We start from the raw sequence: 16,778 nt of genomic DNA, 5'->3' as shown, positions 1-16,778 counted from the left end.
ATTGAGACTATTTTTTTATGTTTCGTTTTCCTTGTCCACCCCGAATTCATAAATCGTTCTATGTTTATATGTTTCACCGGGATATACTAGATTAAGTTTGCGATGGACAAGATACTGGGGCTCGATGGCCAACCCTGTATTGGCATAATGTACATCGTCATTTTTTCCCACGTCGGAACCGGTCATAAAAAATCCGTTGTACAACTGTACTACCACTTGATCGGTATAGACCCTTATAGAACGCCCCGACCCGGGTTCCGATAAAGTAAGGTCGGGATGCCCTTCAGTATGTTTTAGTCGGAACGCGGATGAAATTTTGTCCTTCAACGGCACCTGAAAAGGCTTTTTGAGAGCTATAATTTCGCCCGTGGTCAAAAATTCACGGTCCCGTGCCAAAAGATCTCCATTGACCCATAACTCATGTCCACCAAGGTCTATGGCCCTTCCGGTTAAGTTAAAAAAGGCATGGTTGGTCAGGTTGACCAAGGTTCTTTGGTCGGTACTTGCCGTGGCCTCAAAAATAAGCTGGTCGTCGTTGGTTAAGGTATATATTACCCTAACCTCCAAATTTCCGGGATATCCCTCCTCCCCATCCTCGGAAAAAAGGGAAAAGCCAACGGTATTTTCCGAAGTACTTTCCGGTATGGGTTTCCATTCCTTTAAATGAAAACCATCCTTTCCCCCGTGCAAATGATGCTTTCCTGAATCGTTCAACGGAAGTTCGATCCGTGTGTCACCATCCGTGAACCTACCATTGGGTATCCGTCCGCAATATCTTCCCACTACGGCCCCATAATATTTTTCGGCCGCCCGCAAGTATTCCTTTTTATCGGGGAAACCCAATAAAATATCCTCAAAAACACCGTTCCGATTCGGGACGTACATTTCCGTCCACCGGGCGCCCAAACTTAAAAATTTGGCCGTCAGCCCGTTCCGGTTTCTTATTGTTATGGTATCGGTATCCTGCATTTATCCTTACTTTTCCTTGAATCTCAAGATAGCGGAACTATACCCCTTGTTCAACGGGAACGCTATTCCCTGTTCCATAAGATCGCTCCCCGAATATTTTTTGCCGGTATCCTCCAAGGTGTAAACGGCGTCCTTTTTTAGGCCCTTTAGCCTTACAATTTGATTTTTATGGGGAAAGGAAGTGCTGCCTTTGAGCCGTTCTTCCAATTCATAGTAAAACAGCACAGTTTCCGATCTATCTTTCCCTACGTATTGCAAAACGGAAGTGTTGGACTCAAAAGGGGATGCCAGCCTGTACAGATCGCCCTGTTGTACCGTATTTCGAATAGCTTTGTAAAGTGTAATTTTTTTGGAAGCCAAATCGATTTCCGCCGGGGTCCATTTCGTAATATCGTTACCGACCCCTAGCACCCCGCTCATGGAAACATCAAAATGAAAATCCAGGTCGTAGGTGATTCCATGCCGCTCTTGATGGCCGGTCCAGCTTACCATGGTATTGGCCGGAAAGGCGTTGAGATAGGCATATTGAATCATCACCCGATCGGCGGGATCTATGTTATCGCTGGCCCATGCGACATCGGTTCTTTTGAAAATTTCGAGATCTGCCCTTCCCCCGCCGCTGGAGCAGGTCTCGATCCATAGCTCGGGAAAATCCCGGCGCAGGGAATCGATCAAACGGTACAGGTTTTCTATGTAGAGGATGCGTACTTCGTGTTGAACGGAAAGATCCGCTTCCGGCCATCCCGGTTCCGTCAACGTTTTGTTCATGTCCCATTTTAAATACGTGATATTATGGTCGTTTAACAGATTGTGAAGTGCCTCGTAGAGATATTCGTAGACGTCTTCCCGTGCCAAATTGAGCATCAGTTGATTGCGGCCCGTTGTTCGGGTGCGATTTTCGAAATGCATGACCCAATCGGGGTGTTCGCGATAGAGATCGGAATCGGGATTGACCATTTCAGGCTCTACCCAAATGCCGAAATCCATCCCCATGGCATTGATTTTTTTGATAAGGGGATTCAATCCGTTCGGGAATTTGTTGCGGTCAACGGTCCAATCGCCCAGCCCGGCCTTGTCGTTGACCCTTCCCTTGAACCACCCGTCATCTATCACAAAGGTTTCCACGCCTATCTTTTTGGCCACCGTCGCCAGGGCCAACTGCTGTTTTTCGTTCACATCGAACTCGGTGGCATACCAACTGTTGTAAAGTATTGGCCGTATTTTGTGGCGGTGGCTTTTCGGTAGAATCCGGTCGCGGACATAAGCCCCGTAATTTCGGGAAACCGCTCCCTTTCCCCGATCGGTATAGCCGAACGAAAAAACGGGCGTCTTAAACGTTGTATCCGGTCTTAAGGTCCACTCCGTATCCCAAAAGTTGATACCTCCCAAAATCTGTTGCTCTCCCCGGGGCTGTTTGTCGAATATAAGGGACCAGTTTCCGCTATAATGGATTTGCCCGTACCATACCTCACCGTCAAACTCGGTGGCCTTGCCTTGTTTGTTGACTAAAAACAAAGGAGATCCATACGATTTAAAATTCCGGCTTCCCACTATTTTCTTCCCCTGCGTGAGCAAGGTGGTATTCGGTTGGAATTCCGTTCCCCATATCCCGCTAAAATGAGTCAGTTCATAGTCGTTTTCGGGCAACCAAAGCGAAGCGGATAGGGCCTTTTCGATGCGGATATCTTTCTTGCCGATATTTTTTAGTTCCGTCCACCTCTCGATAATGTCGTATTCCGGCAGCACTTTGTAATAAGAGGAAACCAGGAGAGGGTAATAGGTATCCTTCAAATCGATACGGAGTACCTGTACCCCGTCATCCTCCCGTATTTCCGCCTTCGAAAAAATCAGGTCCAAATCACGGGTACCGTCCTCAAAAATCACTTCAATGGCCGGGGTCTTATCGACCTCCCCGCCCCTGACCGCGACCTCCTGCCGTTCTACCCAGGGTATAATCAGGGAGTCGTTGAGCTTTTTTCCGTAGTATTGGGAATACAATTTGTTATCGACAACCGCCAATTTATAGGTCATGGCATCGGTGTCAAGTAGCCACTCTTGTGCATTAACATTGTTTCGAATCTGTCCGAAGAGAGATGCGATACTGAAGCAGCATAATAATGGCAAAGCGGTCAAAAATGAATGTTTGATTATGTGTAAGGGCTTATAACACACACTTGCATGCCATTGGCCATATATTATCTTTTTTTTATTCGACATATTATTTATTTATTTGAACAAATTATTTACATCATTTATTTCCAAGGTCGTTTTCGGATCAAATCGATCGCCCGCCATATACCTTTTCAAACTATACAGCAACTGCTGCGCCTCTAATCGGTTTTCCAGATCGGTGTGAAGGTCAACCCCTGAAAAAAGGAGTTTTCCCTTCCCGACCTTGGCCTCGAAAATCAGGGCCGTTCTATGGTTGTCGAACCAATCGTCGATGATACGGACCACAGGCTTAAGATCGGGAATAAAATCATCTAAAATAATGGCATTGGAGTGCGACATGGCATCCCACCACTGCCAGTTGGAATGGTATTCCGTAGGAAAATCGGCCAAGGCCGGATGTTCGGGGTCGCAAAGTATACCCAAGGTATGCGGCTTTTGGCCGTTGGTCCAAGAGGTGTTCCAAAAGATACTGGAGAAGCCCACACCGATATCCCCGCCCACATCGGGAGCGATATCGCCCTTGGTGATATTCAGTAATACCTTTCCACCATTCTTTAGATAGGAAATGGTCCCTGCATCCAACTTTTGAACGACCCGCATTTCTTTGGCTTTTTCAATTGGTGCTTTTTTAGAGGGATACACCCACACGTCCCAACTATTTTTATTTTCACCGATGTGCACGGTCAAGGTGAGCTTTTGGGCTTTTTCGGCCTTTTTCAAATCCACTGAAATAGCACCCAACTGGATGCCGTTACCGATGGGAATGGTAGTCTGGGACAGTTCGCCTTGGGCAAAAATTCCACCATCCGTATCGGAAAGTTCCCATTTTGGGACAACATCGGTCAAAGGTACTTTCCCGAAATGGGCGACCTCTACCGAAGCTTTGAAAGTACCCGTATTTAAGAATATCCGCTTTTCCATTCGCGCCAGGGGTACGGTCGTGCTACAGAATTCGCGGAACGCCTCGGGGGCGACATATCCCTTCTTCTCCCAAAAGGCATCCAGAACACCGATTAGGGCGGTTCCCTGTCCGGGAAAATCATGTAGGTCCAACAATTGGAATCCCGCCATATCCTTAGTGCGCAAGGCAGCCTCAATATCGGCCTTGTAACATAGCGTCTGCAATTTCCCCGATGCCAAAAGTAGGCTGTCGGCCAAGTGGCCCATGTGATTTTCTTCCAAGGTCTCCTTGAAAATCTCGAAATTCTTAGGTATGGTAACGCCCGTGTATTTGGACATTTCCTTGAAATTGGGGTACACGCACCATTGGCCCATTTCATGACTTACGTAAGGCATGGGCGTTTTTTGAATCAGTTCGGAATAATCGAACTCCGTCTGGGGCGGTTCGGCGTTGATGATACTTTTCAAGCCTTCGGCCCAGTGCTGAATGCGCGGATCGGCGTTATCGTAATAATCCATGTTGTTTAAATACGGCCAACCCGCGCCACTGGTGTAGACCCTACGGTCATCGAAGGCCTTCATATGGTCGACAAATTTGGCGAGATACTCCTTATGGCGGTCGCCCGAGGGTTCATTGCCGTAGGCCATCATCACAAAGGACGGGTGGTTGCCGTAGGTGGCAATGATATCCTCGGCTTCCTTGTAGATAAACTTGTCGATGGGTTTTCCATCGCCGATGCTCGCCCAAGCTGAAGCCTCGACTTGCAGGTATACACCCAATTCGTCGGCAGCTTGAAAGGCTGCTTGGGGCGGACACCAAGAGTGGAACCGCATATGGTTCAGCCCGTGGCTTTGGATGGTTGTAAGGATGCGTTTCCATTCGTCTACATCGGTCGGCGGATAGCCCGTTAATGGAAAAATGGCGCATTCCAAGGTGCCCCGAAGAAATACAGGCCGGCCGTTGACCGAAAATTGCCTTCCGTCGGCCTTAAAATCGCGCATGCCAAATACAACTTCTTTTTCATGTTTGCCTTTTTGCGATTGCAAACTCAGCTGCATGGTGTATAGATTGGGGTCGAACTCATCCCAGAGCAACGGATTTTCGCCCATGGGATATTCCACTTCGAACTTTCCAACGGAATCGATGTTCATTTCCTTGACCTTGCTTTCCAGATTTTCTCCGATACCGGAGGTTTTGGCCATCAAAGTGAGCTGGGTCATTTGTGCCTTTCCAGCAGCATTCCGCACAGTTCCTTTGACAATGACTTTTTTTTGGGCTACATCGGGGTAGATCTGTACGTTTTCGATGTACACCAACGGCCTCGCCTTTAGCTCGATAGCCCCGACGATACCGTTCCAGTTGGTTTGGGTGTTGTCGGAAACACTGTGCGCATCGACCCCGGGGTCAATGTTCTTTATCCGATTATCGATACGCAATGTGACCGTGTGTTCGCCGAGAGAGAGATATCCTGCCAAATCATAGTCGTGCGGCGTTCCGAGCGTATTTTTCATCCCCACTTTTTCACCATCGATCCATAATGTGGTCTCCCAATGAGCACGTTCCAAATGTAGACTGACCGCTTTCCCGTTCCAATCATCGGGAATATCGATTTGCTTTTGATACCAAGCGGGACCGGTATACACCTTATCGGGACTCAACCAAAACGAGACCTTGATATTGCCCGGTTGCCGGTACTTTTCATATTTCTTGCTCTTGTACCAGGCACTGTCGTTCCACATACTGCCTGTCCATTTCGTGTTGACTGAAATGTCGTCTCCCTTTCCGTTTTCGGCCATGGAACCCGGTAGCGATATAGTGTCGGACAGGTCTTTTTCAAACCATTTTTCGGATACGCCCTGATCTAATGAGTCGATCTGGAAATACCATTGACCGGAGAGGTCGATGGTATTGGCCTTTTCGCTTCCGCAGGAAAGGAAGAGGAAGAGAGGGATTGATAGTAGGATGGGATTTAATTTTATTTTCATGGTTTCATTGAGTTAATAGTTGTTATGGGAAGGGCCCCCTCCCTAACCCTTTGCATTCCTCCCGGTCGTGCTTCCCTTATCGCATGCAAGAGGCAAAGGGTATATCTTTTTTTCCGTTAAGAAATCTTCACTTCATTAAAAAAATTCCATAATCGCCTCCGCAACTACTTGATGTCCTTTTTCGTTGATATGATTGTTTTGGGCCATGTAAGTTTTTAAATCTTCGGATTCAGCAATTTCCTTGAACAGCGCATAACTATCCACTAATTCGACTTCATATTTCTTGGCGAGCTGCCTGATTTGCTCGCTGTGTTTTTCCAGTTCGGCTTCCGAAGATAGAATATCCTCCTTTAGATCCGGGGTAGGGGTCATTAGGATGATTTTGGTACCATATCTTTTTGCCTCCCGGATCATTTTCTCCCAAGCCGTTTTGGCCCGTTCCAGCCCGATACTTCGGTCGTTCAGGGCATAATCGATAAATAGTACGTCAGGTCTGTGGGTCAACACCTCATCCTTGAAACGTTCCGCACCTTGTTCGGATTGCTCCCCGCCGATGGCCGTGGTGATGCTATTGACCACAGCATAAGGATACAGATCCTTTACTTTTTTCAATGTTTGGTAGGGATAGGCCTTAACAGTATGTACATTGGGCGTATCGAAATATCCAGAGGGTACGGAATGGCCATGGAACACCAAATTGATAGTGCGGTTGTCGGGCCACTTTTTTTGTAGTTCGGTTTTAATGATATCGAGATAGGTTTCCTGATTGACTTTGTGCTGGGCCTGACACGGCTTTGGAATGAGCGATATCAAGAGCAGGAAGACTACTTTCTTGCTCGACATCCATCGTATAAACTTATAAACTCCTATACTCATAAACTGTTCAATTTCAGAACTTTTAATACTGGACAAAGCATCGTCAAACGACCATGCCTAAAGTCGGTTATGACTCTTTTGTCAATTCCATTTCAATTTCTTCCAGACTTTTTCCTTTGGTTTCCGGTAGCTTCCTTTTAATAAACAGATATCCTAAAATACATATCCCACTATATACCCAAAAGGTGCCATAGGCCCCAAGGGCGTCGTTCAAAATGGGAAACGTGAACGTGAGTACGAAAGAAGCTATCCAGAGGGACAGCGTAGCGATGGACATGGCGAGACCTCGCAAGCGGTTCGGGAATATTTCCGAAAGAACTACCCACGTGATGGGCGCGAGCGACATGGCGTAAATGGCGATGGCCGTGATGACCAGAACAAGTACCGGCCAACCGGTGAATTCCAAATAATAGGCCCCGCCTAGAATGGCGTAGACTACCGCAAGTCCGATAGATCCGAACAGCATCAATTTTCTACGGCCCCAGCTATCCACCGTCCGCATGGCGACAAAGGTGAAAATCAGGTTGACACTTCCGGTGATGATAATGTTGAAGAGCATATCGCCCACGGAATATCCCGCAGCGGTAAAGATTTCGTCTGCATAATTGAAAATGATGTTGATGCCGCACCACTGTTGAAAAACGGCAAGTACCATCCCGATGATCAAAATAGGAAGCACCTTTATACTCTTCAGTTCGGAGAAGGATATTTTTCGGCCTTGGTCCTTTTCAAGTGTTGCCTTCATGTTTTTAACCTCTGCCTCGGCATAAACCCTGCCTCCAATTTTTTCGAGTACTCCCACCGCATTTACCTCATCACCGACCTTGGCCAAAAACCGGGGACTTTTCGGCACGACGAACATCAGGACGAAGAATAAAACCGCAGGAACCAATTCTGCCCAAAACATCCAGCGCCAGCCCATTTGGCCGTTCCATGAGGCTGCGATTTCTTGGGGAGTCATTACTTCCGCAATCGGTTCCGCAATAACGTAGTTCGCAATCTGTGCGGCCAAAATACCGATAACGATGGTCAATTGGTTGATGGCGACGAACTGCCCCCGGTATTTAGCAGGGGCGATTTCAGCAATGTACATAGGCGATAAGGTCGATGCCAAACCGATGCCCAAACCACCTATCAATCGATAAATGATGAAAGGTGTAAAATCATCCGCATACCCTGTTCCAAATGCCGATAACGTAAACAAAGCTGCAGCCATAATCAACGGAATTTTACGGCCCAAACGGTCTGCCAGCGCCCCTGACAGTACCGCACCGAGTATACAGCCTACCAAAGCACTGCTCACGGCCCAACCCTGTACTGTGGCTTGGTCGGTAATCCCAAAAAAGAGCTCATAGAACGGCTTGGCCCCACCGATGACCACCCAGTCATACCCAAATAGAAAGCCGCCCATAGCGGAGACGAGGGCTATAAAAAGAAGGTATTTGAAGTTGAATTTTGTATCGGTCATGGAAAAAAGGTTTGGTGTTTGGTGTTTGGTGTTTGGTGTTTGGTGTTTGGTGTTTGGTGTTTGGTGTTTGGTGTTTGGGTGAAATAATGCACAATTTTTAGTTACGTTTTTCGGTCAAGGTAATGACCACCTATGCAGTTATAATTATGATGTCCTTATCGCCTTTGAATTTTTCTTGGGATACCGGTGGTGTCATATAATTACAATCTTATAGAAATATTCTTGCAATATATTGAATAGAAGGATACTATAAAATGGAGAAAAATCAGATAGATATGGACAATATGACTTTTTTCTTGCTATTGATAGAAATTTTCACCAAACCAACTGGGTTAGGTTTCATTTAGCTAGAGTGACCCTAACAATTACCAGTTGCGACCCACTTTAATGACATTAAGATAATTTAAATCATAATGGAAAATAATTCATTTCCTCGTTATCTCAATCCTTCGTCACCTTACTATCCCACCAAGTCTCGTTCGGCTCAAAATCTTCGGATAAAAATTTCATACGTTCCGCTTCAAGTCTGGGCATCAGGACGTCTATTTTTTCCTGATGTTGCTTTTTGGCCAAGTCGGGATCGAACTCCGGATCAGCGCTCGGCATATTGGCGTCGACCTTTTCGAGATAGGATTGCAGCAGATCGCCCAACCTTTCGGATACGTCAGAATTATCGGAAAACACATCCGTTTGTTCGCCGGGGTCGGCTTCCAGATCGTAGAGTTCTTGATGGTCATCCTCATAATAATGAATTAGTTTCCATTTTCCTTCCCGAATCATGGACGCTGGTTCGCCACCTTGGTTGCCATAATGGGGATAGTGCCAAAATAAGGGTCGGCCATCCAAAGTCTGCCCTTCGAATAGCGGTTTTAGGCTGATGCCGTCCATGTGCTGTTCGGGTTTTAAGGGAATCCCCGCCAAATCGAGGAGCGTTGGATAAAAATCGGCCCCGGTTACGGGATAATCAATCGATGCACCGTTCTTCAAACCCGGTACTTTTATAAAATAGGGTTCCCTGACGCCACCTTCCCATTGATATCCTTTTCCGCCTCGTAATGGAAGATTGGTCGTTGAAAAAGCATCCCCGGAGGCCACCCCACCATTATCAGAAGTGAAGACTACAATAGTATTTTCATCTAACCCTAGTTCTTTTAATTTATCGAGTACTAGCCCTACGGCATCGTCCATTTGCTCTACAAGCCCCGCATAAATGGGATTGTCCTGTACGGTACGGATCGGCAGCACCCGTTCCATTTCATAGCCATGATCTTTGATGCCCATTTTGTCAGCCTTGTCCCTATATTTCCGCCATTTTTCTTCCGTAGTCTGAATCGGGCCATGAACGGCGTAAAAGGACAAGAAGGCAAAAAAAGTGCTGTCCTTGTTTTTCTCAATAAAGTCAGCAGTTTCCTGGGCAAGACGCATCGAAAGATTCTCCCCTTTTGCCCTGTTTTCCAAATTCGGGTTGTCCCAAGGCGAGAAATAGCCTCCTTTCGGGCTACCCACGTCCCAGCCGCCTTTATTCACATCAAAACCATGGTCTTCGGGCCATGAGCCTTTTTCGCCCAAATGCCATTTCCCGGCAAAAAACGTGTGGTAGCCGTTGGTCTTCATCGCCTCTGCCAAGGTGGTATCCTTTGCGGGCAGGTCATGCACATATTCCGCGGGAAGCACTTTGTCGTTGTGGTTCTGTTTGCGCCAGTCGGTACCAGAGGCCGCCCCGATCCAGTCGGTAATACCATGGCGCGCGGTAAACTGCCCGAGCATGATACTAGCTCGTGAAGGACTACAGACCCGACTTGCGGCATAGCCTTGGGTAAACATCGTTCCCTCTTTTGCAATTTTATCCATGTTAGGCGTCTCGTAATACGTGCTACCCGTGACACTTAGGTCATGCATGCCGAAATCATCAGCCAAAATAAAGACGATGTTTGGTTTTTTCTTTTCCGGAGTTACCGTGTTGTCCATGCAAGCGCTAAAGAGGGCAAGGCACGGTGTCAAAACTAACAGAACTAACTTTCGTGGTTTCATTTTTTGATTTTCAGGTTAACCGGTTTGTGGTTCTTTGGGACTTTACAGGTAAAAGCAAAATTGGAATAGCATGCAGAAAATCCCCAAAATTAAACGGGGCCGAATACTAAAAAGATTTTGCTGTTTATGAATACCCATGAGTCATATTTCCCTAAAGTTAACCCTTTTTCCTCGCAGCCTATGAACGCTGCGAGGAAAAGGGCCAAACTAACTCAAACAACTATCTTAATCCTCAAACGAAAAATAAGCTTAAGGAATACTATTAACTATCTTTCTTCACCGTATTTTCCACGATACCCAATACCCCCAGAAAATCCACACAGGGCGCTTTTACGTTATAGTTGTTATCCGGCATTTCATGTACTGCCTTGATTGTTTCGATAAAAGGGGCTTTGTTTTTACTTTATAGCAGGTAATTAATTGCGATTAGGGTAATATCCATATTACTGTTTTTACAGAATTCCTTCAGCTTGTTTTCCGCTTCTGGATTGGTAAAGAACTGATAGAAAATGGCCAAGGCGGTAACGGAAATTGGCGGATAGGAATCGTAATTGGCGTTGAATATCTCTTTTTTATAAGGTTCCAAGATTTCCTTTTTTTGGCTCCGCAGTCCAAAAATGGCCCAATAGCGGACGATATTATTTTTACTCTTGAGCAAACGCGCCTGCTATTTAACAATTGCCCCTTTTGCCGGAAAGGGAGGCTGCCCCATAGATTTCCTTTAAGGGATATCTCTTTTTATCCAACCGGAACTCATAGGGCGTTACCGATTTGGAAATCAGGCCTATTTCGTATTCGGGGAAAAACATCACATCTCTGGATTTTAAGATATCGGCATCCAACTCCTTCCGCATTTTTTCCGATAACTTCTCATATTTGCGGTTGTCTACAAGGTTATGGGTCTCCCAAAAATCGTTTTCGATATTGAACAGGAACTCTGGTGTCCGCTCTTCGAAAATGCTTTTTTGTATGGAGTCGAATTTGCCGTTCGATAGGTCGCTACGCACCTGTTTTACAATATCCCCAATTTCAAAATAGCGGATATACCTCATTTGGGGTACAAAGGGCATGAAGTTGCTGGAGTAGATGAATTTTCCGTCCTTGATACGCTGAACCATATCGGGTCAATTGTGGGCACGGTCACTGGAAAGTTCAAGATGGCCCTTGAGATAATCTGGCATCTTAGCGCCGGCCAGACTCAATATGGTGGGCGCCAAGTCTTCAAAATCGCCAAGTTCCCCAGAAACGGTCCCGGAGGTGCCCCACGGCGACAGGTTTTTGTATTTCTGGGGGAACCCTATTACAAAAGGTACCCGGTGCCCGAAATTTATGCCATTGGTCTTTCCCCTGGGAATGCCCTCGCCCTGATCGGAATAAAAGAGTATAATGGTGTTGTCCCGCAATCCATTCTTATCAAGCCTGTACAACAAGTCACCGATCTTGTTATCGGTCAGTTTGATGGAGTTGTAGACCCGTGCAAAATACTTGCGCATTTCAGGGGAAACATGATAGAAGGGGGGCATCTTGAAGTCGTTCTCCCCGATCCTATCGGCTTTGGACAACGAATCCCAGACATTCTTGATGTACTCACCCCAGTAATGATCGGACTTCGGCTGCGCGAACATCCCGTGCCCTTGGAAAAGGCGTTGGTAAACCTGACCCCTTCATTCGCCAGTTGGTCGATTACCGGGGTGCTAGCCCGTTTCCATAGCAACCTATAAACTGGAGAGAGGTGTCTTCGATGGTTATCCATAAAATACTAGGTTGTTCCTGACCGAAAACGGTGAGGGAAAATAGAAAACGGACTATATATGTTAATGGTGTTTCATAGTCAGGTTATATTGGCTTTAAGTGCGGGTTTTACCATGACCTTATCCACTTGAAGCTTAGTCATAATATTTTGGAAAATCATCTATAATTAGATGTAGACACCTGTTTACATGGATTAAACTCTGCGAAAAAAATTATTTCCCGCTAATGTCTCTGTAATCATTTTATTATTCTGTTCAACACTATGCAACAGAAGACAATACTATTTAAAAAGTTGAAACGATAGAACGTCGCTTTTTCAATATTACGTATTTTAGCATAACGATAACATAGACAATACTTTTCAAGTATGGATAATCTTACTATTAAAGAGGGTTTTGTAGGTCAAAGAATGATTGTGCTACCGAAAGCGGTAAAAAAGAAGGCGGACGGCAATCCAATTTCTAGAAGTTTTTACGTGACCGATATCGGATATTACCCGAGAGCGGAAAATCATTTTCGGGAACGCCAGAACGGAGCCAACGAATATGTTTTTATCTATTGTACCGAGGGGGTTGGATGGTTGGAGTTAAACGGCCAATATCGAAAAATACATACCAACCAATTCTTTATGATGCCCAAAGGGGAGACCCATCGTTATGGCGCTTCAAAAGACAATCCTTGGAGTATTTATTGGATGCATTTCGAAGGCACCATGGCCAAAGATTTGTTCGCCCGGTATAAAATGAACATCAGCCCGAACGACATTATTCCCTTTGAAAATGAACGCATCGAGCTTTTTGATCAGATGTATAAAATCTTTCAGAGCAATTATATTGAATCCAGTCTGGAATACGTGAACATTCTGTCCCTAAATTTTATCGGGGCTTTTATATATGGCGAAATCCACAGGTCGACAGATGCCCACGCCCGCGATAATCTGGTGGACGCAATCATCGGCTATTTGACCGATAATCTTGACAAATCCTTTACTTCCCAAGATATTGCCGACGCGTTCAACTACTCCACCTCGTACTTGTTCAGTCTTTTTAAAAAACGTACCGGATATGCGATTATCCACTTTTTTAATCTGAAAAAAACTCAAAAAGCCTGTGAATACCTTAAGTATACCGATATGAGCGTAAAGGAAATTAGCTTTAGCATGGGCTTTCAGGATCCTCTTTACTTTTCGCGGCTGTTCAAGAAAAATATGGGGATGTCGCCTAGGGCGTATAAAAATAGTCAGCGGTTCTAAGACTAGAAAATTAATTGAATAAGGTTCCACTATGCAACTAAATTGGATTTTTCATGAGCGCGCCCTAATTATCATCTTGTTAAGCTTATATATTCAAAATTGAAAACGTCAGGTATAGAAATTTACCTAATCTCAAATAAAAGTAAAATAGTCCATATATTTAATAGAATTATCCATTCTTTTACCGTGAATTGTTACTACTATTGTTAATGAAAACATAACGCTTTACTATCGCTTTCTTTTCATTAATCTATCGAGAACCCTTTAACTATTCAAAACTCAATTCAAATGAACTACCTTCTCCAAACGAAGTGGCTTTTTCTTTTCTTTTTATGTACCACATTTGTGGTCGTTGGACAGACAATTACCGGAACCGTTTCCGATGCAGAATCGAACGAACCCTTGCCTGGTGTAAACGTGGTCGCGGGCACATCGGGTGCGATTACCGACTTTGATGGCAATTATGAGCTTAGCGTTCCAGCAGATATAAGTACGCTTACCTTTTCTTCCATAGGTTTTGCTTCCCAAGATGTTTCGATCAACGGCCGAAGCAACATTGATGTTTCCATGGAACCCCAATCGGAGGCACTCGATGAAGTTGTCATTGTAGGCTATGGTACCGTTAGAAAGAGTGACCTTACGGGATCTGTCTCTACCATTGATGGAGATGCTTTAAAAGAACTCCCGGTTACTTCGGTTGATCAAGCCATACAATCACGGGCACCGGGCGTACAGGTCGTTCAGACTTCAGCGGCACCAGGTGGTGGAGTTTCCGTAAGGATTCGGGGATCAAATTCGGTCAATAGCGGTAGTGAACCTTTATATGTCATCGATGGTTTTCCTATTTACCCTGACAACTCCGCTTACGGTGCGGGAGGAAACCGACAGGCGACCAATGTATTGGCCTCTATTAACCCCAATGATGTTGAATCCATTGAAGTTCTAAAAGATGCTTCCGCGACGGCCATTTACGGTTCGCGGGGTTCTAACGGGGTTGTCCTGATTACGACGAAACGAGGTAAGGTCGGAAAAGCAAAGGTCAGCTACGAAGGGTCTTATTCTACCCAGACGATTGCCAATCGTATTGACGTGTTGAACGGTGGTCAGTTCGCTACATATCTAAATACTTTGGAAACCAGTCAGGGCGGTGCACCAATCTACAACCAAGCGGAAATCGCCGCCTTTGGCGAGGGCACTAACTGGCTCGATGAGGTTACCCGGGTGGGAGCCATTCATAACCATCAGTTAAGCTTTTCCGGTGGCAATGAGAACAATCGATATGCTTTAACGGGCAACTATCATAAAAACGAAGGTATTATCAAGAAAACAGACTTCGAACGCTACGGAATTCGGATAAACTTGGACAATAGTGCTTTCGATGATTTTCTTACGGTGAGTACCAGTTTGGCTTTTAATCAAACGGTCTCGAACAACGCCCCTACTGATCGTGGTGGACCAGGCGGAATTATCATTACCGCTTTGGGACTGGATCCGACAGGACCAGTTCGTAACGCTGACGGCACTTATGCGCTTGCTTCCTATGATGGTCGTTTCGATATCAACCCCCTACAGGAACTGGAGTATGCCACCGATGAAGATATCACCAATAGGGTTTTAGGAAACACAGCGTTCACTTTTAATCTTCTGGAAGGTCTAAATTTTAAAACAAGTATCGGTGCCGATATTTGGAACGTGAACCGAACCAGTTTCTTTCCATCAGTGAACACCAGGATCGGCCGCGACAACACCGGTGAATTGACCTTGGCCAACCGTAGCGTAGCTAACATTCTCAATGAAAACATCTTCTCATACAATACCATAATCAACGATAAGCACTCAATCAGTGCCGTCGCTGGATATACCTACCAAAAGGAAGTTAATAAATTCACCGCATCTACAACACGCGGGATTACGGCCGCTTCCGTAGACCAGGCAACGCTTCAGGGTGGCCCGAACATTCTTACGCCCTCCTCAAATCGAAGGGAATGGCTGCTGGAATCGCTTTTAGGACGTGTAAACTATACTTATGACAGAAGATACCTGGCAACTTTGACCTTCCGAAGAGACGGGTCTTCAAAATTCGGCGCAGACAACAAATGGGCCAACTTTCCATCTGTTGCTTTGGGTTGGAATATTGCCAATGAAAGTTTTTTCGAGAACGCAGGACTTTCAGAAACCATTAATAGTCTTAAATTGAGGGGAAGTTGGGGCTTGACTGGAAACTCAGAAATTCCCGTTTATAATTCCTTAGCCAACCTAAATGAGTTTAATTACGTTATCAACGGCGGGTTAGTTCTCGGACTTGCGGATGGTCGTCTCGGAAACCCTGATTTGAAGTGGGAGTCAACCACGATGAAAAATATCGGTCTCGATGTGGGGCTTTTCAATGATCGACTAAACTTGACCTTGGATTATTTTGCCAACCAAACTGAAGACCTGCTACTATTTGTTACGCTTCCCAGTAGCCTTGGTTTTCAGTCTTTACTTAAAAATTCTGGATCTTTGGAAAATAAAGGTTTTGAAGTTGGTTTAAATGGTTACATAGTGAATAATGAAGATTTTAAATGGAATATCTCTGGAAATATTTCTATTCTGCGCAACAAATTGACCGATTTGGGAGAAAGCACACCCTTTTTCTCAAGCTCAACCAGCGGACACCTGGGCGTCGATGGCAGTTGGGTAGAAGCAGGTAACCCAATCGGAGTATGGCGGGGTTATGATTATATCGGTATCTTTCAATCGGAAGAAGAAATTGCCAACAATGCTTCTCGGTCAGGCGATAAACCTGGCTATCCACAATACAGAGACGTAAACGGCGACGGTGATATTACACCTGACGATTACGTAATCATCGGTGATCCCAATCCCGATTTTACGTGGGGTATTAATACTACCCTAAATTTCAAGAATTTTGATGTCGGTGTTTTTTTCCGCGGATCTCAAAACTTTGATGTAAGGAATCTACAAGCCTCGGAATTAGGGGATGGTGTTCAGAAAATAAATCAGTTAAGTACCATTCTATCGGATTCATGGACGCCCACAAATACCGACGCCTCAAGACCTCTAATCGATGCCAATAGGGATTTTGCAAACTCATATCGTGATTCCGACTATTTTATTGAAGATGGTTCCTTTATCCGTTTACAGAATGTATCCTTGGGATATACCATTCCCGATATTGATAAATACCTCAGTAGGGCGAGAATTTACGTGAGCGCACAAAATCTTTTGACGATTACAGACTATTCAGGCTTTGACCCCGAAGTAAACAACAGGGGCCAAGACAACCTCAATAGAGGTGATGATTATGACGCCTATCCTAGGGCACGGACGATTACTTTAGGAGTTAATCTTGAATTTTAGTACATTAAC

Annotated in this window: 11 protein-coding genes and 1 pseudogene; 2 read left to right on the top strand and 10 right to left on the bottom strand. The window is 45.3% G+C overall.

Translation table 11 applies throughout. The features are described from left to right. Positions 1-15: 15 nt before the first annotated feature. The 10 genes and pseudogenes from BLT07_RS03050 to BLT07_RS21670 form a co-directional block, all read right to left on the bottom strand. The gene (locus BLT07_RS03050; protein WP_091865709.1) at positions 16-969 is read right to left on the bottom strand and encodes an aldose epimerase family protein; all 954 of its coding nucleotides are present in this window, start codon (positions 967-969) and stop codon (positions 16-18) included. Between the two features lie 6 nt (positions 970-975). Next, positions 976-3,186, bottom strand: a complete 2,211-nt coding sequence (locus tag BLT07_RS03045) for an alpha-galactosidase (protein ID WP_091865707.1) — start codon at positions 3,184-3,186, stop codon at positions 976-978. A gap of 9 nt (positions 3,187-3,195) precedes the next feature. Further along, complete coding sequence (locus tag BLT07_RS03040) at positions 3,196-6,027, bottom strand: sugar-binding domain-containing protein (protein WP_091865705.1); 2,832 nt, start codon at positions 6,025-6,027, stop codon at positions 3,196-3,198. A gap of 135 nt (positions 6,028-6,162) precedes the next feature. Next, the gene (locus BLT07_RS03035; protein WP_217633283.1) at positions 6,163-6,903 is read right to left on the bottom strand and encodes an SGNH/GDSL hydrolase family protein; all 741 of its coding nucleotides are present in this window, start codon (positions 6,901-6,903) and stop codon (positions 6,163-6,165) included. 67 nt (positions 6,904-6,970) lie between these two features. Next, positions 6,971-8,434: pseudogene (locus BLT07_RS03030) on the bottom strand (sugar porter family MFS transporter); the annotation flags it as partial. Positions 8,435-8,812: 378 nt separating this feature from the next. Then, the gene (locus BLT07_RS03025) at positions 8,813-10,402 is read right to left on the bottom strand and encodes a sulfatase (RefSeq protein ID WP_091865703.1); all 1,590 of its coding nucleotides are present in this window, start codon (positions 10,400-10,402) and stop codon (positions 8,813-8,815) included. A gap of 403 nt (positions 10,403-10,805) precedes the next feature. After that, on the bottom strand, positions 10,806-11,060 hold the full coding sequence (locus BLT07_RS03020) for a hypothetical protein (RefSeq protein WP_091865701.1): 255 nt from the start codon (positions 11,058-11,060) through the stop codon (positions 10,806-10,808). Positions 11,061-11,073: 13 nt separating this feature from the next. Then, positions 11,074-11,520 carry a hypothetical protein gene (locus BLT07_RS03015; RefSeq protein ID WP_091865699.1) on the bottom strand — a complete coding sequence of 149 codons (447 nt, stop codon included), beginning with the start codon at positions 11,518-11,520 and terminating at the stop codon, positions 11,074-11,076. A gap of 6 nt (positions 11,521-11,526) precedes the next feature. After that, positions 11,527-11,895 carry a sulfatase-like hydrolase/transferase gene (locus BLT07_RS03010; RefSeq protein WP_245726435.1) on the bottom strand — a complete coding sequence of 123 codons (369 nt, stop codon included), beginning with the start codon at positions 11,893-11,895 and terminating at the stop codon, positions 11,527-11,529. Further along, positions 11,853-12,155 (bottom strand): sulfatase-like hydrolase/transferase, encoded by a 303-nt coding sequence (locus tag BLT07_RS21670; RefSeq protein WP_091865695.1) that lies wholly within the window; start codon positions 12,153-12,155, stop codon positions 11,853-11,855. The genes BLT07_RS03010 and BLT07_RS21670 overlap by 43 nt, the downstream gene beginning before the upstream one ends. A gap of 366 nt (positions 12,156-12,521) precedes the next feature. On the opposite strand from BLT07_RS21670, the gene BLT07_RS03000 reads away from it, so the two are divergent. Together BLT07_RS03000 and BLT07_RS02995 are read left to right on the top strand one after the other, a co-directional pair. Next, positions 12,522-13,406 (top strand): AraC family transcriptional regulator, encoded by an 885-nt coding sequence (locus tag BLT07_RS03000; RefSeq protein ID WP_091865693.1) that lies wholly within the window; start codon positions 12,522-12,524, stop codon positions 13,404-13,406. 288 nt (positions 13,407-13,694) lie between these two features. Next, positions 13,695-16,769 carry a SusC/RagA family TonB-linked outer membrane protein gene (locus BLT07_RS02995; protein ID WP_091865691.1) on the top strand — a complete coding sequence of 1,025 codons (3,075 nt, stop codon included), beginning with the start codon at positions 13,695-13,697 and terminating at the stop codon, positions 16,767-16,769. Positions 16,770-16,778: the final 9 nt, after the last annotated feature.

This window comes from Pricia antarctica (genome assembly GCF_900101815.1).
In the GTDB taxonomy this organism is placed as follows: Bacteria; Bacteroidota; Bacteroidia; order Flavobacteriales; family Flavobacteriaceae; genus Pricia; species Pricia antarctica.
Note: the sequence above shows the minus strand (reverse complement) of the source record. Positions and strands in the feature narration are given on the sequence as shown.